The organism is Actinoplanes sp. NPDC049802 (assembly GCF_040656595.1).
Classification (GTDB): Bacteria; Actinomycetota; Actinomycetes; order Mycobacteriales; family Micromonosporaceae; genus Actinoplanes.
On the sequence record NZ_JBFAMR010000003.1, the window covers coordinates 199,626 to 225,787 of the forward strand.

The 26,162-nt window shown below is 70.6% G+C and carries 24 protein-coding genes and 2 pseudogenes; 10 read left to right on the forward strand and 16 right to left on the reverse strand.

All coding sequences use genetic code 11. The features are described from left to right. The first annotated feature begins 13 nt into the window (after nt 1–13). The 3 genes from AB0I88_RS03590 to hutH are packed head-to-tail and all read left to right on the forward strand — an operon-like array spanning nt 14 to nt 4,015. A complete protein-coding gene (locus tag AB0I88_RS03590; protein ID WP_361017834.1) occupies nt 14–1,291 on the forward strand; it encodes a formimidoylglutamate deiminase in 1,278 nt (425 codons plus the stop codon). After that, nucleotides 1,288–2,436, forward strand: coding sequence for an imidazolonepropionase (hutI, locus tag AB0I88_RS03595; RefSeq protein ID WP_361017835.1), 1,149 nt, complete (start codon nt 1,288–1,290; stop codon nt 2,434–2,436). The genes AB0I88_RS03590 and hutI overlap by 4 nt, the downstream gene beginning before the upstream one ends. A gap of 43 nt (nt 2,437–2,479) precedes the next feature. Further along, on the forward strand, nt 2,480–4,015 hold the full coding sequence (hutH, locus tag AB0I88_RS03600) for a histidine ammonia-lyase (protein WP_361017837.1): 1,536 nt from the start codon (nt 2,480–2,482) through the stop codon (nt 4,013–4,015). 235 nt (nt 4,016–4,250) lie between these two features. On the opposite strand, the gene rdgB is transcribed toward hutH, so the two are convergent. From rdgB to AB0I88_RS03620, 4 genes are read right to left on the reverse strand one after another with little or no spacing between them, the layout of a single operon-like run. Further along, entirely contained in the window at nt 4,251–4,868 is a 618-nt protein-coding gene (gene rdgB / locus AB0I88_RS03605; RefSeq protein WP_361017838.1) for an RdgB/HAM1 family non-canonical purine NTP pyrophosphatase, read from the reverse strand. A 43-nt stretch (nt 4,869–4,911) separates the two neighbouring features. Continuing rightward, nucleotides 4,912–5,637, reverse strand: a complete 726-nt coding sequence (rph, locus tag AB0I88_RS03610) for a ribonuclease PH (protein WP_361017839.1) — start codon at nt 5,635–5,637, stop codon at nt 4,912–4,914. Nucleotides 5,638–5,647: 10 nt separating this feature from the next. Further along, on the reverse strand, nt 5,648–6,889 hold the full coding sequence (locus AB0I88_RS03615; protein ID WP_361017841.1) for a glycosyltransferase: 1,242 nt from the start codon (nt 6,887–6,889) through the stop codon (nt 5,648–5,650). A 50-nt stretch (nt 6,890–6,939) separates the two neighbouring features. Beyond that, complete coding sequence (locus tag AB0I88_RS03620; protein ID WP_361017843.1) at nt 6,940–7,686, reverse strand: MBL fold metallo-hydrolase; 747 nt, start codon at nt 7,684–7,686, stop codon at nt 6,940–6,942. A 274-nt stretch (nt 7,687–7,960) separates the two neighbouring features. On the opposite strand from AB0I88_RS03620, the gene AB0I88_RS03625 reads away from it, so the two are divergent. Then, on the forward strand, nt 7,961–8,344 hold the full coding sequence (locus AB0I88_RS03625) for a hypothetical protein (protein WP_361017845.1): 384 nt from the start codon (nt 7,961–7,963) through the stop codon (nt 8,342–8,344). A gap of 4 nt (nt 8,345–8,348) precedes the next feature. On the opposite strand, the gene AB0I88_RS03630 is transcribed toward AB0I88_RS03625, so the two are convergent. The 5 genes and pseudogenes from AB0I88_RS03630 to clpS all read right to left on the reverse strand — a co-directional run bounded on the left by AB0I88_RS03630 (nt 8,349) and on the right by clpS (nt 11,079). Next, complete coding sequence (locus AB0I88_RS03630) at nt 8,349–9,314, reverse strand: cysteine synthase (protein WP_361017847.1); 966 nt, start codon at nt 9,312–9,314, stop codon at nt 8,349–8,351. A gap of 14 nt (nt 9,315–9,328) precedes the next feature. Next, nucleotides 9,329–9,643 (reverse strand): MoaD family protein, encoded by a 315-nt coding sequence (locus AB0I88_RS03635; protein WP_361017849.1) that lies wholly within the window; start codon nt 9,641–9,643, stop codon nt 9,329–9,331. A 58-nt stretch (nt 9,644–9,701) separates the two neighbouring features. Further along, nucleotides 9,702–10,198 (reverse strand): annotated as a pseudogene (locus tag AB0I88_RS03640) (M67 family metallopeptidase). 53 nt (nt 10,199–10,251) lie between these two features. Then, nucleotides 10,252–10,752: a DUF2017 domain-containing protein gene (locus tag AB0I88_RS03645; RefSeq protein ID WP_361017851.1), complete on the reverse strand. Its 501-nt coding sequence runs from the start codon at nt 10,750–10,752 to the stop codon at nt 10,252–10,254. 36 nt (nt 10,753–10,788) lie between these two features. Then, the gene (clpS, locus tag AB0I88_RS03650) at nt 10,789–11,079 is read right to left on the reverse strand and encodes an ATP-dependent Clp protease adapter ClpS (RefSeq protein ID WP_361017853.1); all 291 of its coding nucleotides are present in this window, start codon (nt 11,077–11,079) and stop codon (nt 10,789–10,791) included. 119 nt (nt 11,080–11,198) lie between these two features. Here clpS and AB0I88_RS03655 point away from each other — a divergent pair, with 119 nt between their 5' ends. Genes AB0I88_RS03655 through AB0I88_RS03665 form a run of 3 tightly spaced genes read left to right on the forward strand, consistent with a single transcriptional unit; the run spans nt 11,199 to nt 13,634 of the window. Further along, nucleotides 11,199–12,485 (forward strand): nicotinate phosphoribosyltransferase, encoded by a 1,287-nt coding sequence (locus AB0I88_RS03655; protein WP_361017855.1) that lies wholly within the window; start codon nt 11,199–11,201, stop codon nt 12,483–12,485. Nucleotides 12,486–12,494: 9 nt separating this feature from the next. Further along, on the forward strand, nt 12,495–13,073 hold the full coding sequence (locus tag AB0I88_RS03660; protein ID WP_361017857.1) for an isochorismatase family protein: 579 nt from the start codon (nt 12,495–12,497) through the stop codon (nt 13,071–13,073). Nucleotides 13,074–13,133: 60 nt separating this feature from the next. Next, nucleotides 13,134–13,634 carry a GNAT family N-acetyltransferase gene (locus AB0I88_RS03665; RefSeq protein ID WP_361017859.1) on the forward strand — a complete coding sequence of 167 codons (501 nt, stop codon included), beginning with the start codon at nt 13,134–13,136 and terminating at the stop codon, nt 13,632–13,634. A gap of 132 nt (nt 13,635–13,766) precedes the next feature. Here the strand turns inward: AB0I88_RS03665 and AB0I88_RS03670 are convergent, their stop codons facing one another. Continuing rightward, a complete protein-coding gene (locus AB0I88_RS03670; protein WP_361017861.1) occupies nt 13,767–14,399 on the reverse strand; it encodes an SHOCT domain-containing protein in 633 nt (210 codons plus the stop codon). 253 nt (nt 14,400–14,652) lie between these two features. On the opposite strand from AB0I88_RS03670, the gene AB0I88_RS03675 reads away from it, so the two are divergent. Then, the gene (locus tag AB0I88_RS03675; protein ID WP_361017863.1) at nt 14,653–15,657 is read left to right on the forward strand and encodes a hypothetical protein; all 1,005 of its coding nucleotides are present in this window, start codon (nt 14,653–14,655) and stop codon (nt 15,655–15,657) included. 859 nt (nt 15,658–16,516) lie between these two features. Here AB0I88_RS03675 and AB0I88_RS03680 read toward each other — a convergent pair. From AB0I88_RS03680 to AB0I88_RS03690, 3 genes and pseudogenes are all read right to left on the reverse strand, one after another. Next, nucleotides 16,517–17,857: pseudogene (locus AB0I88_RS03680) on the reverse strand (MFS transporter); the annotation flags it as partial. Between the two features lie 152 nt (nt 17,858–18,009). Next, nucleotides 18,010–19,764, reverse strand: coding sequence for a cytochrome c oxidase subunit I (gene ctaD, locus AB0I88_RS03685; RefSeq protein ID WP_361017865.1), 1,755 nt, complete (start codon nt 19,762–19,764; stop codon nt 18,010–18,012). Between the two features lie 133 nt (nt 19,765–19,897). After that, complete coding sequence (locus AB0I88_RS03690; RefSeq protein WP_361017867.1) at nt 19,898–21,004, reverse strand: FAD-dependent monooxygenase; 1,107 nt, start codon at nt 21,002–21,004, stop codon at nt 19,898–19,900. A gap of 364 nt (nt 21,005–21,368) precedes the next feature. Here AB0I88_RS03690 and AB0I88_RS03695 point away from each other — a divergent pair, with 364 nt between their 5' ends. Next, a complete protein-coding gene (locus AB0I88_RS03695; protein ID WP_361017869.1) occupies nt 21,369–22,439 on the forward strand; it encodes a DNA polymerase ligase N-terminal domain-containing protein in 1,071 nt (356 codons plus the stop codon). A 135-nt stretch (nt 22,440–22,574) separates the two neighbouring features. Beyond that, nucleotides 22,575–23,951 (forward strand): trehalase family glycosidase, encoded by a 1,377-nt coding sequence (locus AB0I88_RS03700; protein ID WP_361017871.1) that lies wholly within the window; start codon nt 22,575–22,577, stop codon nt 23,949–23,951. Here the strand turns inward: AB0I88_RS03700 and AB0I88_RS03705 are convergent. From AB0I88_RS03705 to AB0I88_RS03715, 3 genes are all read right to left on the reverse strand, one after another. Continuing rightward, on the reverse strand, nt 23,948–25,033 hold the full coding sequence (locus AB0I88_RS03705) for an S-(hydroxymethyl)mycothiol dehydrogenase (protein ID WP_361017873.1): 1,086 nt from the start codon (nt 25,031–25,033) through the stop codon (nt 23,948–23,950). The genes AB0I88_RS03700 and AB0I88_RS03705 overlap by 4 nt on opposite strands. Before the next feature lie 50 nt (nt 25,034–25,083). Beyond that, nucleotides 25,084–25,563: a MarR family transcriptional regulator gene (locus AB0I88_RS03710; protein WP_361017875.1), complete on the reverse strand. Its 480-nt coding sequence runs from the start codon at nt 25,561–25,563 to the stop codon at nt 25,084–25,086. A gap of 206 nt (nt 25,564–25,769) precedes the next feature. Further along, nucleotides 25,770–26,159: a cupin domain-containing protein gene (locus AB0I88_RS03715; RefSeq protein ID WP_361017877.1), complete on the reverse strand. Its 390-nt coding sequence runs from the start codon at nt 26,157–26,159 to the stop codon at nt 25,770–25,772. Between the last annotated feature and the right edge of the window lie 3 nt (nt 26,160–26,162).

The window sequence follows — 26,162 nt, forward strand, 5'->3', positions numbered from 1 at the left end:
CGGAGGTGGCGGCATGAACGTTTATCACGCCCGGTACGCCTGGCTGGGTGACCGGGTCGCCGAGGAGGTGCGGATCGAGGTGGCGGACGGCCGGTTCGCGGCGGTCACACCGGACTCGCCTGCCGTCGGCGAGCGCCTGCCCGGCCTGGTGCTGCCCGGTTTCGCGAACGCTCACTCGCATGCCTTCCATCGGGTTCTGCGCGGGCGTACGCACAGCGGGTGTGGCAGTTTCTGGACGTGGCGCGAGCAGATGTACGCGGTCGCCGGCGCCCTCGACCCGGACGGCTGTCTGGCGCTGGCGCGGGCCGTCTACGCCGAGATGGCGCTGGCCGGGATCACCTGCGTGGGCGAGTTCCACTACCTGCATCACGCGCCGGGCGGAGCCCGCTACACCGATCCGAACGCGATGGGCGTGGCCCTGATCCGGGCCGCCGAGGAGGCCGGCATCCGGATCACCCTGCTGGACACGCTGTACCTGACGTCGCGGGTCGACGGGGCGCCGTTGCGGGGCGTGCAGGAGCGGTTCGGTGACGGCGACGCGGAGAGCTGGGCCGAGCGGGTGGCCGGGCTCTCCGCCGCGCCGCACGCCCGGATCGGTGCGGCGATCCATTCGGTACGCGCGGTGCCCGCCGACCAGCTGGCCCTGCTGGCCGGGCGTGCCCCGTTGCACGTGCACCTCTCCGAACAGCGGGCCGAGAACGAGCAGTGCCGGGCCGTGCACGGGTGCACCCCGACCGAGCTGCTGGATCGGCACGGCGTCCTCGGACCGGGCACCACCGCGGTGCACGCCACCCATCTGACCGACGGTGACGTCGAACTGCTCGCCGACCGGGGTGCCGGGGTGTGCCTGTGCCCGACCACCGAACGGGATCTGGCCGACGGCATCGGCCCGGCCCGGGCGCTCGCCGACGCGGGCGTGCCGTTGAGCCTGGGCAGCGACAGCAATGCGGTGATCGACCCGTTCGAGGAGATCCGTGGGCTGGAGATGAACGAGCGGTTGTCCTCGGAGAGCCGCGGGCACTTCCCGGCCGCCGAGCTGGTCGCCGCGGCGGCCCGGCACGCGGCGCTGGGCTGGGACGACGCCGGGACGATCGCGCCCGGGCAGCGGGCCGACCTGGTGGCGGTCGGCCTGGACAGTGTGCGGACCGTGGGCTCCCGGCCCGATCAGGCGATCTTCGCGGCCACCGCGGCCGACGTCACGCACGTCATCTCGGGTGGCCGCCGGATCGTCTCCGAGGGCCGCCACACCCTGGTCGACGTGCCCCGCGAACTCGCGAAGGTGCTTTCATGAGCCTTCTGGTCACGAATATCGGTGAGCTGTTCACCAACGATCCCGGGCTGGGGATCGTGCACGACGTCGCCGTGGTGGTGGAGGACGACCGGATCGCCTGGATCGGGCCCGCGTCGACCGCTCCGGCCGCCGACTCGGTGCTGGACGCGGACGGGGCGGCCGTGCTGCCCGGGTTCGTCGACAGCCACGCGCACCTGATCTTCGCGGGTGACCGGGCGGCCGAGTTCGGGGCGCGGATGGCCGGGGCGGCGTACACCGGCGGCGGCATCCGGACCACGGTCGCCGCCACCCGCGCCGCGAGCGACGACGAGCTGCGCCGCAACGCGCGGCGCCTGGTGGGCGAGGCGCTGCGGCAGGGCACCACCACGATCGAGATCAAATCGGGGTACGGGCTGAGCGTCGCCGACGAGGAACGATCCCTTCGGGTGGCCGCCGAGATCGTCGAGGAGACCACGTTCCTCGGCGCGCACGTGGTGCCGGCCGAGTACGCGGACCGCCCCGGCGACTATGTGGATCTGGTGTGCGGGGACATGTTGGCGGCGGCTTCCCCGTACGCGAAATGGGTCGACGTGTTCTGTGAGCGCGGCGCCTTCGACGCTGATCAGGCCCGCGCGATCCTGGAGGCCGGAGCGAAGCGCGGCCTGGGTCTGCGGCTGCACGCCAACCAGCTGGGCCCCGGGCCGGGGGTGCGGCTGGCGGTGGAGCTGGGGGCGGCCAGCGCCGACCACTGCACCCATCTGGACGGCGCCGACGTGGATGCGCTCGCCTCCTCGGACACGGTGGCCACGCTGCTGCCGGGGGCGGAGTTCTCCACCCGGTCGCGGTATCCGGACGCGCGCCGGCTGCTGGACGCCGGTGCCACGGTCGCACTGGCCACCGACTGCAACCCGGGTTCGTCGTACACGTCGTCCATGCCGTTCTGCATCGCCCTCGCCGTACGGGAGATGCGGTTGACACCGAGCGAAGCGGTCGCGGCGGCGACCGTGGGTGGCGCGACCGCCCTGCGCCGCGCCGACCTGGGCCGGGTCTCGATCGGCGCCCGCGCCGACCTGATCGTCCTGGACGCCCCCTCGCACCTGCACCTGGCCTACCGGCCGGGTGTCCCCCTGATCCGAGCCGTTCTGCGCAACGGAGTGCCGCATTAACGCCACCCCACGGACGAATCCGGGGGTTCCACGGAGGTTTCCGATGATCGTGACCGTTCAGTCAACCGGGGTCTCGGCCGCCGACGTCGTGGCCGTGGCCCGCACCGACACCCGGGTCGAGATCTCCCCTGAGGCGATCGCGGCGATGGCCGCGAGCCGGGCCATCGTCGACGGCATCGAGGCGTCCGGACGGCCCGTCTACGGCGTGTCGACCGGGTTCGGCGCGCTCGCCAGCACGTCGATCGACCCGTCCCGCCGGGCCGAGCTGCAACACGCGCTGATCCGTTCGCACGCCGCCGGGATCGGCGCGCCGATGCCGCGTGAGGTGGTGCGCGCCATGATGTTGTTGCGGGTGCGTTCGCTGGCGCTGGGCCGTTCCGGGGTCCGGCCGGTGCTCGCCCAGGGTCTCGTGGATCTGCTGAACCACGACATCACGCCGTGGGTGCCGGAGCACGGTTCGCTCGGCGCCTCCGGTGATCTGGCGCCGCTCGCGCACTGTGCGCTGGTGCTGCTCGGCGAGGGCTGGGTGGTCGGCAAGGACGGTTCCCGGGTCGCCGGGTCGGAGGCGCTGCGCGCCGCCGGGCTGCAGCCGCTCGATCTGGCCGCCAAGGAGGGCCTGGCGCTGATCAACGGCACCGACGGCATGCTCGGCATGCTGCTGCTGGCGATCGCCGACGCCCGCCACCTGTTCACCATGGCGGACGTGACGGCGGCGCTGGCCATCGAGGCGATGCTCGGCTCGGACCGGCCGTTCCTGCCCGAGTTGCACGAGATCCGGCCGCATCCCGGGCAGGCCGCGTCGGCCGCGAACATCCACCGGCTGCTGCAGGGTTCGGCGATCATGGACTCGCACCGGGACGACCTGGCGCACGCCGTACAGGACGCGTACTCGATGCGGTGTGCCCCGCAGGTGGCCGGCGCGGCACGGGACACCCTCGACTTCGTCGTCACCACCTGCGGGCGGGAGCTGGTTTCGGTGGTGGACAACCCGGTGGTACTGCCGGACGGGCGGGTCGAGTCGACCGGCAACTTCCACGGGGCGCCGCTCGGGTTCGCCGCCGACTATCTGGCCATCGCGGCCGCCGAAGTGGGGGCGATCGCCGAACGCCGGGTGGACCGGCTGCTCGACGTGACCCGCTCCCGTGACCTGCCGCCGTTCCTGTCGCCGGACGCGGGCGTCAACTCCGGTCTGATGATCGCCCAGTACACGGCGGCCGGAATCGTGGCGGAGAACCGCCGTCTCGCCGCGCCGGCGTCGGTGGACTCGCTGCCGACCAGCGGCATGCAGGAGGACCACGTGTCGATGGGCTGGTCGGCGGCCAAGAAGCTGCGGACCGTACTGGACAACCTGACCAGCCTGCTCGCCGTGGAGTTGCTGTCCGCGGTCCGTGGCCTGCAGTTGCGGGAGCCGCTGACGCCGTCCCCGGCCGGGCGGGCGGCGGTGACCGCGGTGCGGCCGTTCGCCGGGACGCCCGGACCGGACGTGTTCCTGGCCCCGGTCCTGGAGCAGGCCCGCACGGTGGTGGCCGGGCCGGCGCTGCGCGCGGAGATCGAGGCGACGGTGGGCCGGCTCGACTGAACCCCACCGTGTTGGTTTCGGGTGCGAGGCGAACCCGAACCCAACACACCGCCCGTGGGGATTCCGGGTGCGGCGCGCACCCGAACCCAACACGCCGCCCGTGGGGATTTCGGGTGCGAGGCGAACCCGAAACCAACACACCGCCCGTGGGGATTTCGGGTGCGAGGCGAACCCGAACCCAACACACCGCCCGTGGGGATTTCGGGTGCGATGCGAACCCGAAACCAACACGGTTCTAGCGGGGCAGTTCCTTGGCGATCACCTTGGAGAGCTCGCGGAACGCCTTGCCGCGGTGGCTGATGGCGTCCTTCTCGGCCGGGCTGAGCTCGGCGTTCGTCCGGTCCTTGCCGTCGCCCACGAAGATCGGGTCGTAGCCGAAGCCGCCGTCGCCGCGCGGAGAGCGCAGCAGCCGGCCGGCCTGCCGGCCCTCGACCAGGTGCTCGCGCCCGTTCGGCAGCACCAGGGCCGCCGCGCACACGAAAGCGGCGCCCCGGTTCTCGTCGGCCACGTCGCTGATCTGGGCCAGCACCAGGTCCAGGTTGGCCCGGTCGTCGCCGTGCCCGCCGGACCAGCGGGCGCTGAACACGCCGGGCATGCCGTTGAGCGCGGTCACCGCCAGGCCGGAGTCGTCGGCGACGGTGGCCAGCCCGGTGCGTTTCGCGCCCTCCCGGGCCTTGATCAGCGCGTTCTCGCCGAAGGTGAGGCCGGTCTCCGGCACGTCCGGGTAGCCCGGGAAGTCACCGAGGCCGACCAGCTCGATCTGCGCCACGCCGAGGGCCGCGTCGAGGATGCGCTGCAACTCGACGAGCTTCTTCTTGTTCGCGGTGGCCAGAAGCAACCGGGCGCCGCTCATGCCGGCACTCCGCCAAGCTCGATGATGAACTCCCTCCGGCCGCTCATGCGAGCGCCTTCTGCTGCGCGGCGGCCAGCTCGGCGCACCCCAGCACGCCGAGGTCGAGCATCGCGTCCAACTGGGCCCTGCGGAACACGCCGTTCTCCCCCGTTCCCTGCACCTCGACGAAGTCGCCCGTGCCGGTGCACACCACGTTCATGTCGACCTCGGCGGTGACGTCCTCGTCGTAGTTCAGATCCAGCCGGGCCTCGCCGTCGATGATGCCGACGCTGACCGCCTGGATCGAGGTGTGCAGCACCTTCTCGATCTTCCCGGCCAGCGCCTTGCGGTCGGCCAGCCAGGAGACGGCGTCGTGCAGCGCCACGTAGGCGCCGGTGATCGCGGCGGTGCGGGTGCCGCCGTCGGCCTGGAGCACGTCACAGTCGAGAACGATCGAGTTCTCCCCCAGCGCTTTCAGGTCGATGCAGGCCCGCAGGCTGCGCCCGATCAGGCGGGAGATCTCCTGGGTACGCCCACCGACCTTGCCCTTGACGCTCTCCCGGTCGCCGCGGGTGTTCGTGGCCCGGGGCAACATCGCGTACTCCGCGGTCACCCAGCCGAGCCCGGAGCCCTTGCGCCAGCGGGGCACCCCCTCGGTGACGCTCGCGGTGCACAGCACCCGGGTGTTGCCGAACTCCACCAGCACCGAACCTTCGGGGTGGATGCTCCATCGCCGGGACAGGGTCACCGGCCGCAGCTGATCGGCCGCTCGGCCGTCGGGTCGCGCCATGCCCCCAACCCTATGCGTAGCGGGCCGCGCCGGCTTCGTCCGCCCCGGACTCCCGGGTGGCCACGGCGCGCCGGGGCGACGGAAGGTACCCCAGGGACGGCACCGCGGGCCGGATCAGCGCCGGCGCCGCCACCGGTACGGGCGCCGGTACGGGTGTCACCTCGTGCGCCCGCAGGAACCCGGCGACCGCTTTGGGCCAGCCGTACCGTTCGGCCTGTTCGCGGGCGTCGCCGCGGCGCTCGATCCGGGGGCGCTCCATCAGCCGGCTGACCGCGTCGGAGAACGCCTCGGCGGTGCCCGGGACCGCGATCCCGCCGCCGCCGACCACCTCGGGCAGGGCGCTCTGCTCGTTCACCACCACCGGTGTGCCGCAGGCCATCGCCTCGAGCGCGGCCAGGCCGAACGTCTCCACCGGGCCGGGTGACAGCGCCACGTCGGCGCTGGCCAGCAGGGCGGCCACGGCCGCACGCTCGGAGATGTGGCCGGCGAACCGAACAGGCAGCCGGGCCGCCCGGTACGCCAGAGCGGTCCGCCGTGTCCCGTCCCCGGCGATCACCAGCACCGCCGGCACCTTGCCGTTGCGCAGCGAGGCCACCGTGTCGACGGCCAGCTCGGGTCGTTTCGCCGCGGACAGCCGGCTGCAGTAGACCAGCAGCAGCTCGTCCGGCCGGGCGTAGCGGGACCGCACCCCGACATCCATCTTGCTGGGGTGGAACAGTTTGAGGTCGACGCCGAGCGGCACCTCCACCAGGTTCGGCACGTCGAGGCGGCGGAACTCGGCGGCGGCGAACGAGGTGGTGCAGACGATCGTGTCGAACGCCTCGGCGGTGCGCCGGTTGAGCCGGTCGGCGAGGGTGTCGCGTTTCGGCATGCCCCAGACGCCGAGCAGACCGGCCAGGCTCTCGTGGGACACCATCATCGACCGGACGCCGCGCTGGCGGGCCCAGTCGCCGGTCCAGCGGAGGGTGGTGCGGTCGGAGACCTCGATCCGGTCGGGCTCCAGGCTGTCCAGGAGTTTGACCAGCTCACGACGGCCGGCCAGGACGCGGTAGCCGCCGGTGCGGGGCAGCGGGGCGCTGGGCAGCGTGATGACGCGGCCCTGCTTGGTCATCCGGTCGGAGTAACGGCGTCCCGGGATGAGGAGGACGGCCTCATGCCCGGCGGCCTGGTAGCCGCGGCCCAACTGTCGCAGAGACGTCCGCAGACCGCCGGTGTGTACCGTGACGAAGTTGGCCAGGCGAACGATGCGCATGCAACAACTCCAAGGTCACGTGCTCTCCGGTCCTTACCCCCCGTTCCGGCCTAGAGATCGTATCTGGCGCCGGGACGAACGACTTCGACCGGTCCCGCATAGGCCGCCGTCGCCGCTTCCACAATAGAGGCCTCGCTCGCCCACGCCGGGACCAGATGCGTCAACAGGAGCTTGCCGACATCGGCCTTGGTCGCTGCCTCACCCGCTTCGCCGCCGGTCAGGTGCAGGTCAGGCGGGTTGGTCACGCCGTCCTGATAACTGGCCTCGCAGAGGAACAGGTCGGCGCCGGCGGCCAGGCGCAGCAGCGGCTCGCAGGGCGCGGTGTCCGCCGAGTAGGCCAGGACCCGGCCGTTGTGCTCGACGCGGACCCCGTACGTCTCGATGGGGTGATTGACCCGGTCGACGGTGACCGTGAGGGGCCCGATCGGGAAGGTGCCCGGCTGGAGGCCGTAGAAGGTGTAGACGTCGTCGACCGGCTCGCCCTCGGTGCTGTAGGCGGCGGCGATCCGCTCGGCGGCGCCCATCGGCGCATACACCGGCAGGGCAGGCAGCGGGCCGGCCGGATCGTAGCGGCGCACCACCACGTAGGTGCACGCGTCGAGCATGTGATCGCAGTGCAGGTGGGTGAGGAGAATGGCGTCGATGCGCCGCATGTCGGAATACCGCTGGAGGGCGGAGAGCGCACCCGAACCGAAGTCGATCAGGAGCCGGAACCCTTCGGCCTCGACGAGATAGGCCGAACACGCCGACTCGGGGCCGGGGAAACTGCCGGCACAACCGAGAACGGTCAGTCGCATCCGGGTCCCTCGGGTTCACACCGGGTCGGCTCCGTAATCGCCGTCCACGCCCGCACCGACCGGTCCGCGCCGGACTTGTCAGACCAGTCAATCACGGTGCGAAGCGTACGCCCCGACCAGCGCCGCGCGTTAACAACTGATCGATTTGTCGCTAAATCGACAACGCACGTCACAGCGCCTTCGACCAGGCTCATCACCTTTGCACCGTCACGTCCGGTGATCTCCCGGCGTTGCTCAGTGTGAACGCCGAAGAAGGTCGTCGGACGGAGGCGGTATGACCGCGCTGGAGCAGTCCCGTACCACCCGCGTCATGGTGCCGCCGACGGCACCCCTGCGGCCGTGGCCGGAGGAGCCGGCCGTCTTCCGCTTCCCGGCCCCGGAGGATCCGCCGCCCGGCGCCGCCCGGCTCTTCGCGGTCGCGCTCTACGGCACCGCGCTCGGGATCTGCGGAGTCGGCGTCGGCCTCTACGCCGTGATCGCCGTCTTCGGCGGGGCGCCGGCCTGGTACCTGCCGACGCTGGCCGTGCTCACCATGCTGAGCGTCGCGCCGGTGGTGGCCGCCTTCCTCGCCATCCACCAGCGCGCACTGCCCTGGATCCTGCTGCTCGCCGCGGCCCCGCTGATGCTGGCCGACGTGATCGTGGCGCTGTCCTACTGAGAGGTCACGCCCACAGCTGACCCTCGAGGGCCTCCTCGGCCTCGTTCAGCGTGCCGCCGTACGCCCCGGTCGACAGGTATTTCCAGCCGGCGTCCGGCACCACGAAGGCGACGTCGGCCCGCCTGCCCTCGCGAACCGCCTCATGCGCCACGGCCAGCGCCGCGTGCAGCACCGCGCCGGTGGAGAAGCCCGCGAAGATCCCCTCCACCTCGATCAACTGCCGGGTACGCAGGACCGCGTCCCGGGTGCCGACCGAGAAACGGCGGGTCAGCACCGAGGCGTCGTACAGCTCGGGGACGTAGCCCTCGTCGATGTTGCGCAGCCCGTAGACCAGCTCGCCGTACCGTGGCTCGGCCGCGATGATCTGAACGCCCTCGACCTTCTCCTTGAGGAACCGGCCGGTGCCCATCAGGGTGCCGGTGGTGCCCAGGCCGGCCACGAAATGCGTGATCGTGGGCAGGTCGTGCAGCAACTCGGGGCCGGTGGTCTCGTAGTGGGCGCGAGCGTTCGCCGGGTTGCCGTACTGGAACAGCATCTTCCAGTCCGGGTGCTCGGCGGCGATCTGCTTGGCGGTCGCCACGGCCTGGTTGGAGCCACCCGCGGCCGGCGAGAAGATGATCTCCGCGCCATACATCCGGAGCAGTTGGGTCCGCTCGGCCGACACGTTCTCCGGCATCACGCAGACCAGCCGGTAACCCCGCAGCTTCGCCACCATGGCCAGGGCGATGCCGGTGTTGCCGCTGGTCGGCTCCAGGATGGTGTCGCCGGGGCGCAGATGCCCGGACTCCTCGGCCTCACGCACCATGAAGAGCGCGGCACGGTCCTTGATGCTGCCGGTCGGGTTGCGGTCCTCCAGCTTGGCCCAGAGACGCACCGGCGGCGCCCCTGAGGACACCGCCGGGGAGAGGCGGGGCAGGCCGACGAGCGGCGTGCCCCCGCACGCGTCCAGCAGGCTCTCGTAGCGAGCCATACGTGAGGCTCCGGTTACTTGCCCAGCAGGGCGGCGGCCGCGGCGAAGCCGAGCGCGCCACCGGCGACGGCCGGGAGGATGGTGATCGAGTCGCCGTCCTTGAGCTTCGCGTCGAGCGCGCCGAGGAAGCGGACGTCCTCGTCGTTGACGTAGATGTTCACGAACCGGTGCAGGCCGCCCTCGGCGGTGATCAGCCGGCCCTTGAGGCCGCTGTGCTTGGCGTCCAGGTCGTCGATCAGCTCGACGAGGGTGTCACCGGCACCCTCGACGATCTTGGCGCCGCCGGTGTAGCTGCGCAGGATGGTGGGGACGCGAACTTCGATAGCCATGGCTGGAATCTCCTAGAGAAGTCGAACTGGTCGGGCGGAACGGGTCGGTCGGGTCGCCTTACCGGCAGCGACACTCGTAGAAGACCGACGCCGGGCTTTGCCCGAACATGTACGACTGCACAGCTGTGGAAATCACGCCTTCACCGTCGCATCCACGATGTTGACCTCTTCCTCGGTCACCACACCGTCCACGATACGGAACGAGCGGATCTCCTCGGAATCCGGCTCGCGGGTCGAAACCAGGAGATAATGCGCGTTCGGCTCGCCGGCGAACGAGATGTCGGTCCGCGACGGGAAAGCCTCCGTCGCGGTGTGCGAGTGGTAGATGACCACCGGCTCCTCGTCGCGGTCGTCCATCTCGCGCCACACCCGCAGGTGCTCCATCGAGTCGAACTCGTAGAACGTCATCGACCGCGCGGCGTTGTCCATCGGGATGTGCCGGGTGGGCACGTCACTGCCGATCGCGCCCGCGATGACGCCACAGGCCTCGTCCGGGTGGTCCCGGCGGGCGTGGGCGACGATCGCGTCGATGATCGTTCGGTCGATGGTCAGCACGCAGTTCACACTACCGTGAGATTTCCCGTGCCCCAGCGTGGCGGTTCACACACTCACTTGATCCCCGGAAGCGCGTTCAGCAGCGATTCCTGGAGATAGCCGAGGTAGGCGTACACCGACAGCTGAAACACCCGGCTGGAGCCGGGATCCTCCAGGACCGCGTTGTCGAGCTCCTCGCCGAGATCGGTGTCGGCCTGGATCTCCAGCCGCGTGCCCATGGCCAGGCGGGCGTCGTTGATCGCCCGCAGCCAGGCCTCGGCAGCCTCACCGTCCAGCCGGACCTCGCCCTCACCCTCGTCGGGCAGAGCCGCGAGGATCGCGCCGGCCTGGTCGATCTTGCTGGTCTTGAGATCGCCCTCGGTGTAGAGGCGGAACTCCTGCGAGTCCTCCGGGCGGTCGGGATAGATGTCCGGGAAGAGGCGGGACACCACCGGATCGGTGTGATCCATCCCGTCGGTCAGCAGGCCGACCACCTCGGCGGCCACCTTCCGCAGGACCCGCACCTCGTCGTGCGCGAACGTGGCGACACAATGGCCACCGCTGCGTCGGAACATCTTCTTCCCCACCCGTTTGTCGGGACCGCCGAACGGTCAACTTCGGTCGACCGTGGCCCAGAGACCGTATCCGTGCAGTTGGTTGGCGTCCATCTCCATGCGCTCACGCGCACCTGTCGAGACCACCGCCTTGCCTTTCGTGTGCACGTCCATCATCAGCCTCTCGGCCTTTTCCTTGCTGTATCCGAAGAGCTTCTGGAAGACCCAGGTCACATATGACATGAGGTTGACCGGGTCGTCCCAGACGATGGTCACCCACGGCCGGTCCTCGGCCGGTACTTCCTCGATCTCCGGCGTCTCGACGGGAGCAACCTGAGGCAACGCCATGCCCCCATGTTGCCACCGGATTCGGCGAACCGGTGAACCGGAGCATCGAACCGCAGGTCAACAGCCGCGTCGAGCCCCACGGGAGACGCCCGGGCCGGTAGCGCAATAGGGTGGTGACCGTGGAGAGCATCACGCCGGCCCTGATGACCGATCACTACGAGCTGACCATGGTCAGCGCCGCGCTGCGGGACGGCACCGCCGACCGCCACTGCGTCTTCGAGGTGTTCGCCCGCAGGCTGCCCACCGGCCGCCGCTACGGCGTGGTCGCGGGCACCGGCCGGCTGATCGAGATGATCCGCGACTTCCGCTTCGACCCCGCCGAGATCGATTTCCTGCGCTCCGCCGGAATCGTCGACGAGGCCAGCGCGAAATGGCTCTCGGAATACCACTTCAAAGGCGAGATCGAGGGGTACGCGGAGGGCGAGCTGTTCTTCCCCGGCTCCCCGATCCTGACCGTTTCCGGCAGCTTCGCCGAGTGTGTGGTGCTGGAGACCCTCATCCTCTCGGTGCTCAACCACGACAGCGCCATCGCGGCCGCCGCGGCCCGGATGGTCACCGCGGCCCGCGGGCGCCCGATCATCGAGATGGGGTCGCGGCGCACCCACGAGCACGCCGCGGTGGCCGCCGCCCGCGCCGCCTACCTGGCCGGGTTCGCGTCCACCTCCAACCTCGCGGCCGGCCGGGCCTACCGGATACCCACCACCGGCACCTCGGCGCACGCGTTCACGCTGCTGCACGACGACGAGCCGGCCGCGTTCGGGTCACAGGTGGCCGCGCTGGGCAAGAACACGACGTTGCTCGTCGACACGTACGACATCAGCCAGGGCATCCGGAACGCGATCGCGATCGCCGGGCCGGATCTGCGGGCCATCCGCATCGACTCGGGTGACCTGTCCGTTCTGGCCCAGCAGTCCCGGGAGCTGCTCGACTCGCTCGGCGCCACCGAGACCAAGATCATCGTCTCCGGCGACATGGACGAGTACTCGATCGCCACCCTCGCCGCCGAGCCAGTCGACATGTACGGCGCCGGCACCGCGGTGGTCACCGGCTCCGGAGCGCCCACCGCCGGCCTGGTCTACAAGCTGGTCGAGGTCGAGGGCCGCCCGGTCGTCAAACGCTCCGAGAACAAGGCGACCGTCGGCGGCCGCAAGACCGCGATCCGCCGGCACAAGCCCACCGGCACCGCCACCGAGGAGATCGTCTTCTCCCAGGGGGTGCCCGACCACCAGCCCAACGACCGGCTGCTGCAACGCACCTGGGTCGCCGACGGCGAGGTGCTCGACGCGCCCACCCTCCAGGAGTCCCGCGACCACCTCCGGCAGAACCTGATCTCCATCCCGTGGGAGGGCCTCAAACTGTCCGCGGGCGACCCCGCGATCCCGGTCGTCATCGTTCCCACCGCCTAGGGGGCAACCATGTCACGCGCATTGATCATCGTGGACGTGCAGAACGACTTCTGCGAAGGCGGCTCGCTCGCGGTCGGCGGCGGCGCCGCGGTCGCCAAGGGCATCTCACTGGTACTCGAAAAGGCCGGCGACCGGTGGGACCACGTGGTCGCCACCAAGGACTACCACGTCGACCCGGGCGCCCACTTCAGCGACCACCCCGACTTCGTCGACACCTGGCCGGCACACTGCGTGGTCGGCACCCACGGCTCCGAGTTCCACCCCGAGCTGGTCACCGACCGGATCGAGGCGGTCTTCCACAAGGGCGCCCACCAGGCGGCCTACTCCGGCTTCGAGGGGCAGACCGCCGACGGCGAAACCCTCGCCGGCTGGCTGCGGGGCCGGGGAGTCACCGAGGTCGAGGTCGTGGGCATCGCGACAGACCATTGCGTACGGGCGACCGCGCTCGACGCCGCGGCGGAGGGCTTCGCCACCACCGTGCTGCTGGAACTCACCGCCGGGGTGGCCCGCGGCACGACCGACGCCGCCCTCGACCAGTTCCGCGCCGCCTCGATCGCCATGACCGGCAAGCCCGTCGTCGACGCCTGACATCCGCCCACTCACCGGCAGCCGACTGGCCCGCGGAGTGGCCGAGAATCGGGGACGGCGTTGACGCCTGACATCCGCCCGCTCACCGAAACCGACTGGCCCGCGGTGTGGCCGATCATCGAGGACGTGATCCGGGCCGAGGAGACGTTCCCGTACGACCCGGCCATGAGCGAGACCGTGGCCCGCGGCATGTGGATCGAGCGGCCGCCGGGCCTCACCGTGGTGGCCGTCCTCGACGGCGCCGTGGCAGGCACCGCCAAGATGGGCGCCAACCGGCCCGGACCGGGATCACACGTGTCCACCGCCAGCTTCATGGTCGCGGCCGGGTCCCGTGGACACGGCGTGGGGACGGCGCTGTGCCGCTTCGCCCTTGACTGGGCCCGGCGGCAGGGGTTCGCGAGCATGCAGTTCAACGCCGTGGTCGAGACCAACTCGGCCGCCGTCACGATGTACGAGCGGGAGGGCTTCCAGATCGTCGGCACCGTCCCCCGGTCGTTCCGGCACCCGGCCCACGGCCCGGTCGGCCTGCACGTCATGTACCGGGAGTTCGACCGCGGCTGAGGCGTACACCGTCTTGTGGTCCTCGGAACGTGCGCGGCCGCGCGGTTCCTCTCAGTACCGCTACGGCGGATCACCACCCTGAGCAGTCCGGGCAAATGCAGTGATCGGAACGAAGACGGGCCCACCCGAATGTCAGAGGCGCTTGAGCAGCTCAGCCTTCTTCGCCGCGAACTCCTCGTCCGTGAGGATGCCGGCGTCGCGCAGCGAGGCAAGCTTCTCGATCTGCCCAACGACATCTGGCTGAGCCGCAGCCACGGCTGGCGTCCCCTGCGCGCCTCGCTGGATCACCGAGGAGGCGAGGTCCAAGATTTTCTCGGTCACGCCGGGCTGCTCCGGAGGCTCGGCCCGCGTGGCGGCCTCGGTGACGACCTGCCGGCCCTGGAGCAATACGGAGAAGACCGTGAACAGCTTCTCCGGCAACTCAAGAACGGACTGGTTGCCGTCGGCCCAGTTCAGGCGGACAACGCGCGGGGGCTTCATGGCAGCTCCGAGGCTTGCACCCACAGCCTCGCCGATCCTCCCGGGCAAAGCAACCGTAGCGGCAGCCCGGCCCATGGCGCCGAGGACGCCTTCCTTGCCCGGAAGTTCCTCCCACTCAAGCACGGTCTCTGGGTTGAGCTTGTACCGCTTGAAGGGGTTGTACGGGTGCGGGACGATTAGTCCGCCTTGGCCGGAGTCAACACCGGCGCCCGCCAAGTGGCCACCTACCACGCGTCCCTGAGTCACGCGCGAACCGTAGATCAACACTTTGACCCAGACAATCATCGTACGGATGGATCGATCTCACCTGTCGAGTCAAAACGCTGGAAGCCACCAACCGCCGTAGCAGGGTTAGGCGGGCCCGCACCAGTCGCCGCCCAGCTTCACGCGAGCGAGGGTGGTGCCCGGCGACCTCGCCCAGCCACCGTAGCCGCGTGGCGCCGCGCCGCCGCGATCCCGCCCCGGCGCGGGACGACGCCCAGTTCCGGCTCGACTTCAGCCGACCGGCACGATAGGCCCACGTCGATACCATGGGCGAATGTTGCGACGGGGCAGCCGGTACCGGCTCTCATACCTGTACGGCGGAATCGGCCTGCTCCTGCTCGTGGCCGCGTTCGTGCTGCTCTACCCGGTGCGCCACGTCGACGGCTTCGCCACCGAACTGCGGATCAGCGTCGGCGCCAACCTGCTCGATTTGACCCTCGCCGTCCTCGTGCTCCAGCCACTCATCCTCTACCTGAGCCGCAACTCGGTCCGCTGGCGCAACCGTCTCAATTACTGGGAAGTGATCCGCCGCATCGAGCGCGCCGACGAGCAGGTGGACCTGTGGAAACACTGGACCGGACTGCTGGAGCCGCCCTACCTGTCCCGGTTCACCGAGACGGTCCACGCGGCCCTCGACCGGCAGGTCCGCTTCCGGATCATGCTCACCGACCCGTCGTCACCCGACGCGGCGGTCCGCGCCCGGCAGGTGACCCCGACCGACGCGATCGCGGCGATCCGGCAGAACATCGCCCTTCTCGACGAGTTGTGCGCCGCCCTCCCGGACCGGCACCGCGCCCGCTTCGAGGTCCGGATCAGCCCCAACGGCCCGGCGCACGCCTTCTACCGGGTCGACGACTGGCTGACGTACGGCATCTTCCGCGACCGCCGGGTGAGCGAGAGCTCCCAGCGCGAGGTACGCGTCCGTGGCGACCTGGGCGAACTGGCCCTGGAAGCCTTCGACAACCGCTGGAACGGCTCCGGCCTCCAGAGCATCGCCGACCACTACCGGATGCGCCTGCGCCTCAAGGTCCACGACACCACGACCGAACACGCCCTCAAATACGTCCTCCACGACGGCGAACACTGGGTCAACGTCAACCCGGCGGCCCTCCAGGAGGCCTTCCATCCCGACCACGAAGCCGACACGACCTCCAACGGCCCGGCTCGCTACGTCCTGGCCGCCGCCACCCCGGAGACCCGCGACCGGGTGGACGCCCTCTACGCCGCCAAGTACGGCCCCGATCAGGGTCCGGTCCTCCTCCGCCTGGCCGCCCGCTGACCACCCGCCCCGACCCTTCGCGGCCCCCGATCTTGCCCAGCGGGAGTGTCCGCTACGGCCAGTGATCCACTCCGGCTGGCTGTCAGCCCTGACATAGATGGCCAAATCGCTCGCCCTGCCTGGTGGGCGCGCACAACGCACCGACCGTGTGCCCCGGCCACCGCCACAACACCCGCAAGTGACCACGCACGCCCACCGTGCGTACCGAATCACGGAAACCCCACCCGCCCGCCCGACGGACCCACACAACACACAACCGTGCGCCCGGCCACCGCCACAACACCCGCAAGCAACCACGCACGCCCACCGTGCGTGCTGTCCGGCGCATCCGGGCCTCGGGAGGGTGCGGGAGAAGCAAACGGCCAGCAGGGTCAGCGCTATCTCAACGTGCGTGAGACAAGCGTGAGACATCACCCAGCGCCAGCCGGCGGTCCCAGAGCGGACCCCGCTGGCCGTATGTGCCCTCTCGACACCGTCAAGTCAGCACCCACGACCAGCCTGACGATCCCAGAGCGGTCCCGGCTGGTCGTGGGTGCTGACTCGAACGCTTCGAGAGAACACCCACGACCAGCCATACAAGATCGACTACAGCGCTGGGCGGCCCATCAACGCGAGGACGATGTCTACCAAAAGGGATAACCCTGTGGCCGCTGGCAAATGGCCGCGCCACGCGGACCCAGCGGGGAAGGACCGCCTACGCAGGACCGGCCGGGAGACCGCCGCGGACGGGCACGGGCCCGGCGACCGGCACCGAGCAGGTGACGGGTGCCGCGACGGACGCCGGGCTCGCCGAGCCGGCGGAGGCCGGAAAATCCGCAGACGACGCCGGGTCGGCGCCGGGAGCGAAACCCTCGGAAGCCGCAGACGACGCCGGGTCGGCGGCGGATGGGAGATTTCCGGAGGCTGTGGACGACGCCGGGTCGGCGCCGGGAGCGAAACCCCCGGAAGCCGCAGACGACGCCGGGTCGGCGGCGGATGGGAGATTTCCGGAGGCTGTGGACGACGCCGGGACGGTGGCGGGCTGGGATGGGGGCCTGCGGCGGCGGAACTCGATGGGCAGGACCAGGAGCGCGACCAGGACGCCGACCGTGCCGACCGCGATGAAGCCCCAGGCCGGCCCCCGGTGGTCGATGGCCAGGCCAGCCAGCGGGGCGCCGAGAGCGACGCCGACGGTCAGGGCCGAGTTGTGCATGCCCATGGCCTCGCCCCGGGCGGCGGCCGGGATCATCCGGCTGATGGCGTCGGAGCTGGCGGTGATGGTGGGGGCGCAGAGGGCGCCGGCCGGGATCAGGAGGAGGGCCAGCAGCCACCAGTGGTCGCCGCCCAGGCCGACCGGGATGGTCAGGACGGCCATCGGGGTGAAGATCACCAGGGTGGGGAGGCCGCGTCGGACGGTGCCGTAGAGGAATCCGCCGACCAGGGAGAAGAAGGCCCACAGGGAGAGGACCAGGCCGGCCCACTCGACCTCGCCGGAGGCGCGGAGCGTGGCGACCACGGCGACGTCGGTGCCGGAGAGCACCAGGGTGGCCGCCATGGTGACTGCCAGGACGGCGATGAACCGGGGCTTGAGCCAACTGCGCCGGGGCGGCCGCTCGCCACTCGCCACGGGCGCCTCGTGGGCGGCCCGGACCGGCGGGTTGAGCAGCCACAGGCCGACACCGGCCAGCAGGATGCCGACGGCCAGGGAGATCATCGCGGCTTCCGAGCCGGCGGTCGTCACGATCAGCACGCCGAGCGCGGGCCCGGCCATGAAGGACAGCTCGGTGGTCATCGAGTCGAGGGCGAACGCGGGCAGCCGGTGTGACTCGGGGGTGAGCGCCGCGATCGCCTGCCGGGCCACCGAGAAGGCGGGCAGTGCCAGGAAACCGCCCACCGCGGCGACGGGCAGCAACACCGAATACGGCAGCGCCTGCGCGACGAGCCAGTAGATCACCTCGGCGACCGTGGTGAGGAGCAGGATCGGCCGCAACCCCCAGCGGTCGATGAGCCGCCCGATGATCGGTGCCCCGATCGAGCCGCCGATCGTCGCCGCGGCGCCGACCAGGCCGGCCGCCACGTATTTCATGCCGAGGCCCTGGACGACGTGCAGCGTGAGCACGACCGTCCCGGCGGCGATCGGCACGCGGGCCAGCGTGGCGACGACCAGCAGGGACGTGATCTTCGGTAGTGCGAGTGTTTCGCGGTAAGGCGTGAGCAACATGTCGATCCTGACCTCCGCCGCCCATCCTGCCGTGGGGGTACGACACAAATCCAACGCGTTACCGGTCCCCGGTGGGCCCCTGTGACGAGCGCCGCAGAAACGGCGAACGGCCCGCACTCCGGGGAGTGCGGGCCGTTCGCGACGCCGGGCGATCAGTGATCGCGGTCGGTGCTCACGTCTTCCTTGTAGGTCGCACCGCCGTCGGACTCGGCGGTGAGCGGCCGGGCGCCACCCTCCGGCGGGCCGGCGAGGGAGTGACCGGCGGCCAGCTCCGGGTACTTCAGATCGAAGGCGGGCCGCTCGGAGCGGATCCGCGGCATGCGGTCGAAGTTGCGCAGCGGCGGCGGGCTCGAGGTGGCCCACTCGAGCGAGTTGCCGTGGCCCCACGGGTCGTCGGCATTCACGACCTTGCCGACCTTGTAGGACCTCCACACGTTGTAGATGAACGGCAGGGTCGACAGGCCGAGGATGAACGAGCCCACGGTGGAGAACGTGTTGAGGAACGTGAAGCCGTCCTCCGGCAGGTAGTCGGCGTACCGCCGGGGCATGCCCTTGGTGCCGAGCCAGTGCTGCACCAGGAACGTGCCGTGGAAGCCGATCATCGTGAGCCAGAAGTGGATCTTCGCGAGGCGTTCGTCGAGCATCCGGCCGAACATCTTCGGGAACCAGAAATAGATGCCGGAGAAGACCGCGAACACGATGGTGCCGAAGAGCACGTAGTGGAAGTGGGCGATCACGAAGTACGAGTCGGAGACGTGGAAGTCGATCGGCGGCGAGGCGAGCAGCACGCCGGAGAGCCCTCCGAAGAGGAACGTCACCATGAAGCCGACCGCGAAGAGCATCGGCGCCTCGAAGCTGATCTGGCCGCGCCACATGGTGCCGATCCAGACGAAGAACTTCATGCCGGTCGGGACCGCGATCAGGAAGCTCAGGAACGAGAAGAACGGCAGCAGCACCTGACCGGTGGCGAACATGTGGTGCGCCCACACGCTCATCGACAGTGCGCCGATCAGCAGGGTCGCCGCGACGAGTCCCTTGTAGCCGAAGACCGGCTTGCGGCTGAACACCGGGATGACCTCGGTGATGATGCCGAAGAACGGGAGCGCGATGATGTACACCTCGGGGTGGCCGAAGAACCAGAAGAGGTGCTGCCAGAGCATCGGGCCGCCGGTCTCCACATCGAAGACGTGGGCGCCGAGGACGCGGTCGGCGGCGAGCGCGAAGAGGGCGGCCGCCAGGAACGGGAACACCATGACCGCGAGCAGCGCGGTGACGAGCATGTTCCACGTCATGATCGGCATCCGGAACATGGTCATGCCCGGTGCGCGCAGGGTCAGGATCGTGGTGATCAGGTTGACCGAGCCGAGGATCGTGCCCAGACCCGAGATGGCCAGGCCGACCACCCACATGTTGCCGCCGACCCCGGGCGAGTGCAGCGAGTTGCTCAGCGGTGTGTAGGCGAACCAGCCGAAGTCGGCCGCGCCGCCCGGGGTGAGGAACCCGCCGATGGTGATCAGGCCGCCGAACAGGTACAGCCAGTAGGCGAAGGCGTTCAGCCGCGGGAACGACACGTCCGGCGCGCCGATCTGGATCGGCACGACGTAGTTGCCGAACGCGAACACGATCGGCGTCGCGAAGAACAGCAGCATGATCGTGCCGTGCATGGTGAACAACTGGTTGAACTGCTCCGGCGAGAGCACCTGCATGCCCGGCCGGGCCAGCTCGGCGCGCATCAGCAGGGCCATCAGGCCACCCAGCAGGAAGAACACGAAGGCCGTGATCATGTACATGATCCCGATCTGCTTCGCGTCCGTCGTGCGCAGGATCCGAGCAAACGCCGAACCCTTGACCTGCCGCCGCACCGGATATGGTCGGGTCGCGATCGGCGACGGCGCAACGGTCGTCACGAATTGCCTCCGTTGTCTCGTTCGTCCCTCTCGGGATATCCCGATGATCGGGCCTACTCCGGTGGCAGAATAGTCCCTCACCTACTTTCGGCCTTCGCGGGGTGACCAAATAGCACTACCGCCGGCCGCTCCGTCAGACCTCGGGCACCAGCGCCCGATAGTGATCAGTGAAGATGCGGACGCCGCGACGGCGCAGCATCGGATCGCGCAGCGCGGGCGGCACGTCCCGGGTGCGGTCCCGCTCACGGGTCCGTTCGCGCACGTCGGAGCACCGTGGGCGGCGGCGGAACTCGAAGGTCCGGAGGGCCCTGGGGATGTCGCCCTCGGCGGATCGCAGCTCCTGCCCCAGCACGTAACCGTCCTCGAAGGACATCGCGGCGCCCTGGGCCAGGGTGGGGGCGGTGGCGTGCGCCGCGTCACCGACCAGCACGACCGGCCCCTTCGACCAGGCCGGCAGGACCACCTCGTCGGTCCGGGCGACCTGTACCTTCTCGATCTTGTCGAGGATGGCCGGGACGGGCCCGGCGTAACCCTCGAAGAGCTCGCGCAGCCGGGCCACCGGGTCCTCGGGATCGGGACTGTCCGGCGCGGTCTCGTCGGCGTAGCAGTAGAGCCGGCGCCCGCCCATCGGCATGGCCACGAACTGCGACCGCCGGCCGAGCACCGCCGTCCAGTCGGTGAGCGGTGGGCCGCCGCCGACCACGGCCCGGTAGACGATCTGGCCGGTCGGCACGGCCGGCCCGCCCAGGCCGGACCGGTCCCGGATCATCGAGCGCCGGCCGTCGGCGCCGACGACCAGGTCGTACTCGGAGATGCCGCCGTTGGAGAACTCGACCTTGGCGGCGCCGTCCACGACCTGGAGGTCGCACACCTCGGTCTCGAACCGCACCTCGCCGCCGACCCCGGTGAGCAGCACCTGCTGGAGGTCGGCGCGGGAGAGCGCACGTGACTCGCCGACACCGGCCCAGAGCCCGGCGACGTCCATCTCGAACAGTCGGCGGCCGCGCTGGTCGAGGAAGACCTGGCGGAAGATCAGATCGCCGAGCGGACGTAACGGAACGTCCAGCCCGAGCAGGCGCAACGCGCGGGAGGCATTGCCTGGGAGATAGATGCCGGCGCCGGGGACGACGGTGGCGGGCAGAGCCTCCACCACCTCCGGGCGAAAGCCGGCGACTCGCAACCCACGGGCCGCGGCCAGGCCGGCGATACCGGCGCCCACCACGAGGATGCGCAAGCTCATCGCACCAACGCCTTCTTGTCGATGGATACGCGTCGGAGCCAGAACACTACCGGCAGCAACCGGGCACGGGAAACACCCTCGGCGCGACGTCAGTCCGATTTACACAGAACCTGAGGTTGTGCACAGGGTGGTGTCAGAACGGCCGGGCCCTCTGCCCGGTCCGCCCGGTCCGGGCCCTCCACCGCCGCCAGAACCGCGAACGCGCGGCCGGCGCGGGCCAGGGCCGCGGCCCGGCGATGGCGGTAGAGGCGGTGTAGCGACGACGTGTGCATGCCGAGAGCAAACCACCGGGGTACGACAGTTTCGCCCGCCGATCGAGTTACACCGGTGTATTTCAGGGGACGTGAGGGCAGAGAATCCGAACATGACGGACCGCCTCGACGAGTACCGGCGCAAGCGCGACGCCCGTCGCACTCCCGAGCCGGTGCCCCGGTCCCGCCCGGAGCCCAGCGGGCGGCGCCGCTTCGTCATCCAGCAGCACCACGCCCGCAGCCTGCACTGGGACGTCCGGCTGGAACGTGACGGGGTGCTGGTGTCCTTCGCCGTGCCGCGCGGTCTCCCCCGCGACCGGGCCCGTAACAACCTGGCAAAACACACCGAGGACCATCCGCTGGAGTACCTGGACTTCGCCGGTGAGATCCCGACGGGACAGTACGGCGGCGGCCGGATGACGATCTTCGACCGGGGCACCTACGAGGCGGACAAGTGGCGCGACGACGAGATCGGCGTCACCTTCCACGGTGAGCGCACGAACGGACGATACGTGTTCTTCCAGACCGGCGGCCGGGACTGGATGGTCCGCCGGATGGATCCGGCCGAGCCGGGCTGGGAACCGATGCCCGAGGACCTGCGACCGATGTCGACCACCCCGGCCGGCGGGCTTCCACCCGACGACCAGGACTGGGGGTATGAGATGGCGTGGGGCGGGCGCCGCGTCCTCGCGTACGTCTCCGGGGGGAGAGTGCGTCTCGTGGAAGCCGGCGGCGACGATGTGACCTCGTGGTTTCCGGAGATCCGGCCGTTGGGCCCGGCGCTCGCACCGGTGGAGGCGGTGCTGGACGGTGAGATCGTCACGTTCGACGGCGCCCGGCCCGATCCGGGTCTGCTGACGCGGCGCGAGGCGCCGAAGGACTCCGCGGCGGCACGGCGGGCGGCCGATCGCACACCCGCGCACCTGCTGCTGTACGACCTGTTGTGGCTGGAGGGGCACGCCACGGTGGAGGTGGTTCGGTACGCCGAACGCCGCGAACTGCTGGAGGGTCTGTCTCTGGCCGGCGACCACTGGCAGACGCCGCCGTACTTCGCGGGCGGTGGCGAGTTCGTGCTGGAGGCGGCCCGCGATCAGGGGTTGACGGGAATCGTGGCGAAACGACTGGACTCCACCTATCTGCCCGGTCATCGCAGCCGGTTGTGGCGGCACATCCGCGCCGGATGAGGAGAGGGCCACCCCGGTCGAGACCCTCGGTACGGGCGACGCCAGAATGCGTGCGCCCAGTTCCGTAATGGCCGGCCCGCGCCGGCCGATGAGTGGGTATCTCCGGGCGGACCAGCGGAAAGGCCCTTCGTCAAGATGCACCCCGACCTGTCCCCGTCCCCGCCGGTGATCCCGGAGGTGAGCGCCGAGCTGTGGAAGTCCGCGGTGGGGGTGCTCGACGCCAACTGGGTGGGTGATCACACGGTGCCGTCGCGGACGCTGTACCCGCATCAGTGGAGCTGGGACACCGCGTTCGCGGCGATCGGGCTGGCCTACGTGAACCAGCCGCGGGCCTGGCAGGATCTGCGCAGTCTCTTCGCGGCCCAGTGGCCGGACGGCCGGGTGCCGCACATCGCCTTCGACCCGGACACCCCGGAGGACGCCTACTTCCCGGGTCCCCGGTTCTGGAACGTGCCCGCCTACGCCGGGCGGCCGGCTCGCAGCAGCACCGGGCTGGTCCAGCCGCCGGTGCACGCGCTCGCCGCCTGGGAGGTCTACCGGCACGCGGCCGCGCACGGCGCGGACGCCGTCCAGCAGGCCCGGACCGAGCTGGACCGGCTCTACCCACGGCTGGTGGCGCAGCAGGAGTATCTGGGCGACCGCCGGGATGTCGGTGGCGCCGGGCTGGCGTCCATCGTGCACCCGTGGGAGTCCGGATTGGACAACAGCCCGGCCTGGGACGAGTCGCTGGCCGCCGTGCCCGCCGACCTCGGTCTGCTGGACGCGCATCCCCGGCGGGACCTCACGGTCTCCGACGCGGCCCACCGCCCGACCGACACCGATTACGCCCGGTACGTCGGCCTGGTGCTGAACTACCAGGCCGAGGACTATTCGGACACCGGTCTGGCGGACCGGCATCCGTTCGTCGTCGAGTGCCCCGGCTTCAACGCCGTCCTGGGCACCGCCGAGCTGGCTCTCGCGCAGATCGCCGGGGTGCTGGGCCGTTCCGCCGAGGCGCGGCGGCACCGGGACCGGGCGGCGGGCATCACGGCGGCCATCGAGCGGCGGCTGTGGAACCCGCGGACGCGGACGTTCCACGCGCGCGACGTCCGGACCGGGCGGCTCAGCCCGGCGCGCTGCGTCACCGGACTGCTGCCGCTCATGCTGCCCGACCTGGCGCCGGATCAGGTCGACGGGACACTGGCCGAGATGCGGTCGGCGCGGTTCGGGTTGCCGGCGCCCAGCTACGACCGGACCGGGCCGGACTTCGACACCCGGCGCTACTGGCGCGGCCCGGTCTGGATCAACGTGAACTGGCTGCTGCGCCGGGGCCTGCTGGTGCACGGGCAGCGGGACGAGGCGGAGCAGCTGCGCCGTCGCCTGGTTCGACTGGTGCACCGCAACGGGCACTTCGAGTACTTCCACCCGGACGAGGGCGGTGGCCTCGGCACCTCCGCCTTCAGCTGGACCGCCGCCCTCTGTCTCGATCTGCTGGCCGACCGGTCCGCGCCGGCCTACGCCAGAGACTCCTAGAAGATCACCACCGAGCGGAGTACGTCGCCGGTGTGCATCTTCGCGAAGGCCTGCTCGACCTCGTCCAGCGCGATCTCCTCGGTCACGAAGGCGTCCAGGTCGAGCCGGCCCTGCCGGTAGAGCTCGGTGAGCATCGGGAAGTCGCGGGTGGGCAGGCAGTCGCCGTACCAGCTGGACTTGAGGGCGCCGCCGCGGCCGAAGACGTCGAGCAGCGGCAGCTCGATGGTCATCTCCGGGGTGGGCACACCGACCAGCACCACGGTCCCGGCCAGGTCGCGGGCGTAGAAGGCCTGCCGGTACGTCTCCGGGCGGCCCACCGCCTCGACCACCACGTCGGCGCCGTGACCGCCGGTCAGCGCGCGAACCGCCTCGACCACGTCGGCCTCGCGGGCGTTGATCGTGTGGGTGGCGCCGAAGCCGCGGGCCCACTCCAGTTTCCGGTCGTCGGTGTCGATCGCGATGATCGTGGTGGCGCCGGCCAGTGCGGCCCCGGCGACCGCGCCGTCGCCGACCCCGCCGCAGCCGATGACAGCTACCGAGTCGCCGCGGGTCACGCCGCCGGTGTTGATGGCCGCCCCGATGCCGGCCATCACGCCGCAGCCGAGCAGGCCGACCGCGGCGGCGCGGGCCGACGGGTCCACCTTCGTGCACTGGCCGGCGTGCACCAGTGTCTTCTCGACGAACGCGCCGATGCCCAGGGCCGGGGACAGCTCGGTGCCGTCCTCCAGGGTCATCCTCTGGGCCGCGTTGTGGGTGGCGAAGCAATACCACGGCTTGCCCCGGCGGCAGGCCCGGCAGTCACCGCAGACGGCACGCCAGTTGAGCACCACGAAATCGCCGGGGGCCACGTCGGTGACCCCGTCGCCGACCGCCTCGACGACGCCGGCCGCCTCGTGACCGAGCAGGAACGGGAACTCGTCGTTGATCCCGCCCTCGCGATAGTGCAGGTCGGTGTGGCAGACCCCACAGGCCTGCACTTTCACGACCGCCTCACCCGGTCCTGGGTCGGGCACCACGATGGTGGTCACCTCGACCGGCTTGCCCTTCTCCCGGGCGATCACGCCCCGCACCCGCTGGCTCATGTCCCGCACACCTCCGCCTGACCGGTCCGATCAGGACAGCCTTCCAGATCTCACCGGGAAACGGGGCGGGATCGCACCTCGACCGGGCTCTCCAGCAGCGCCTCGGCGACCTTCGCGAGCTGGCGGGCCTGCGCCGGGGTGAGCCGGTCGAAGATCAGTTGCTGGACCGCCTCGGCGTGCCCGGGCGCCGACTCCACCACCTTCTCCCAGCCCGTCTCGGTGAGCACGGCGATCTGGACGCGCCCGTCTTCGGCGTCCCGTTCCCTCCGGACCCAGCCCTTCTCCTCCAGCCGGGCCACCACATGGGAGAGCCGGGACAGGGAGGCGCAGGCCCGTCTCGCCAGCTTGCTCATCGCCAGGCGACGGTCGGGACGCTCGGAGAGGGTCATCAGAACGAGATAGCCCATGTGGGTCAGACCGGCGTCGCGCTGCAGCTGAGCCTCGATCGCCGCCGGGACCCGGACGAGCACCTCGACCACCTGACGCCAGGCTTGCTGCTGCTCATCGGTCAACCAGCGAGGCTCGTCCATGCTGGCAGGTTAGTGGTGATCGACCACTACGGTGGTGATCGGACGGCCGAGATCCACGCCAAGGCGTTACGGATCGGCCCCGGATTCGATCGACTTACGTTGACCGAGCCGGGTACGCTGTCCGGGGACTTTCACCCCGACACGACGCCGGAACCGGCTGGCTGGGGGGCCTCGGCCGGTTCCGGCGTCGTGTGCCTACGGGTTCCTCATGCGGTGGGCGGCTCGTCCTCGCCCGCCTCCTCGGCCGCGTCGGCCTCCTCCTTGGTCTTGTGCACCGCGCCGTCGGCGTGCTCCGGCGGGCCGTAAACCGTGTAGAGGACCAGCGGGTTCGGGCCCTCGTTGAGGAAGTTGTGCTTCTTTCCGGCGGGCACCACCACCAGGTCACCCTGCTCGACCTTGCGGGTCTGGCCGCCGACGACGGCTTTGCCGACACCGCTCACGAACGTGAGGATCTGGTCCACCTCGTGGATCTCCTCGCCGATCTCGCCGCCCGGCGGAACGGTCATGATCACGAGCTGGGTGTGCTTCCCGGTCCAGAGCACACGGCGGAAATCGGGGCTCTGCTCAGCGACAGTGGCAATCGTGAAGTGCTCCATGCC

What these genes read in the sequence shown, in the direction of transcription:
- AB0I88_RS03590 (WP_361017834.1), top strand. Translation starts at nt 14, where the DNA reads ATGAACGTTTATCACGCCCGGTACGCCTGGCTGGGTGACCGGGTCGCC.
- hutI (WP_361017835.1), top strand. Translation starts at nt 1,288, where the DNA reads ATGAGCCTTCTGGTCACGAATATCGGTGAGCTGTTCACCAACGATCCC.
- hutH (WP_361017837.1), top strand. Translation starts at nt 2,480, where the DNA reads ATGATCGTGACCGTTCAGTCAACCGGGGTCTCGGCCGCCGACGTCGTG.
- rdgB (WP_361017838.1), bottom strand. Translation starts at nt 4,868, where the DNA reads ATGAGCGGCGCCCGGTTGCTTCTGGCCACCGCGAACAAGAAGAAGCTC.
- rph (WP_361017839.1), bottom strand. Translation starts at nt 5,637, where the DNA reads ATGGCGCGACCCGACGGCCGAGCGGCCGATCAGCTGCGGCCGGTGACC.
- AB0I88_RS03615 (WP_361017841.1), bottom strand. Translation starts at nt 6,889, where the DNA reads ATGCGCATCGTTCGCCTGGCCAACTTCGTCACGGTACACACCGGCGGT.
- AB0I88_RS03620 (WP_361017843.1), bottom strand. Translation starts at nt 7,686, where the DNA reads ATGCGACTGACCGTTCTCGGTTGTGCCGGCAGTTTCCCCGGCCCCGAG.
- AB0I88_RS03625 (WP_361017845.1), top strand. Translation starts at nt 7,961, where the DNA reads ATGACCGCGCTGGAGCAGTCCCGTACCACCCGCGTCATGGTGCCGCCG.
- AB0I88_RS03630 (WP_361017847.1), bottom strand. Translation starts at nt 9,314, where the DNA reads ATGGCTCGCTACGAGAGCCTGCTGGACGCGTGCGGGGGCACGCCGCTC.
- AB0I88_RS03635 (WP_361017849.1), bottom strand. Translation starts at nt 9,643, where the DNA reads ATGGCTATCGAAGTTCGCGTCCCCACCATCCTGCGCAGCTACACCGGC.
- AB0I88_RS03645 (WP_361017851.1), bottom strand. Translation starts at nt 10,752, where the DNA reads ATGTTCCGACGCAGCGGTGGCCATTGTGTCGCCACGTTCGCGCACGAC.
- clpS (WP_361017853.1), bottom strand. Translation starts at nt 11,079, where the DNA reads ATGGCGTTGCCTCAGGTTGCTCCCGTCGAGACGCCGGAGATCGAGGAA.
- AB0I88_RS03660 (WP_361017857.1), top strand. Translation starts at nt 12,495, where the DNA reads ATGTCACGCGCATTGATCATCGTGGACGTGCAGAACGACTTCTGCGAA.
- AB0I88_RS03670 (WP_361017861.1), bottom strand. Translation starts at nt 14,399, where the DNA reads ATGATTGTCTGGGTCAAAGTGTTGATCTACGGTTCGCGCGTGACTCAG.
- AB0I88_RS03675 (WP_361017863.1), top strand. Translation starts at nt 14,653, where the DNA reads ATGTTGCGACGGGGCAGCCGGTACCGGCTCTCATACCTGTACGGCGGA.
- AB0I88_RS03690 (WP_361017867.1), bottom strand. Translation starts at nt 21,004, where the DNA reads ATGAGCTTGCGCATCCTCGTGGTGGGCGCCGGTATCGCCGGCCTGGCC.
- AB0I88_RS03695 (WP_361017869.1), top strand. Translation starts at nt 21,369, where the DNA reads ATGACGGACCGCCTCGACGAGTACCGGCGCAAGCGCGACGCCCGTCGC.
- AB0I88_RS03700 (WP_361017871.1), top strand. Translation starts at nt 22,575, where the DNA reads ATGCACCCCGACCTGTCCCCGTCCCCGCCGGTGATCCCGGAGGTGAGC.
- AB0I88_RS03705 (WP_361017873.1), bottom strand. Translation starts at nt 25,033, where the DNA reads ATGAGCCAGCGGGTGCGGGGCGTGATCGCCCGGGAGAAGGGCAAGCCG.
- AB0I88_RS03710 (WP_361017875.1), bottom strand. Translation starts at nt 25,563, where the DNA reads ATGGACGAGCCTCGCTGGTTGACCGATGAGCAGCAGCAAGCCTGGCGT.
- AB0I88_RS03715 (WP_361017877.1), bottom strand. Translation starts at nt 26,159, where the DNA reads ATGGAGCACTTCACGATTGCCACTGTCGCTGAGCAGAGCCCCGATTTC.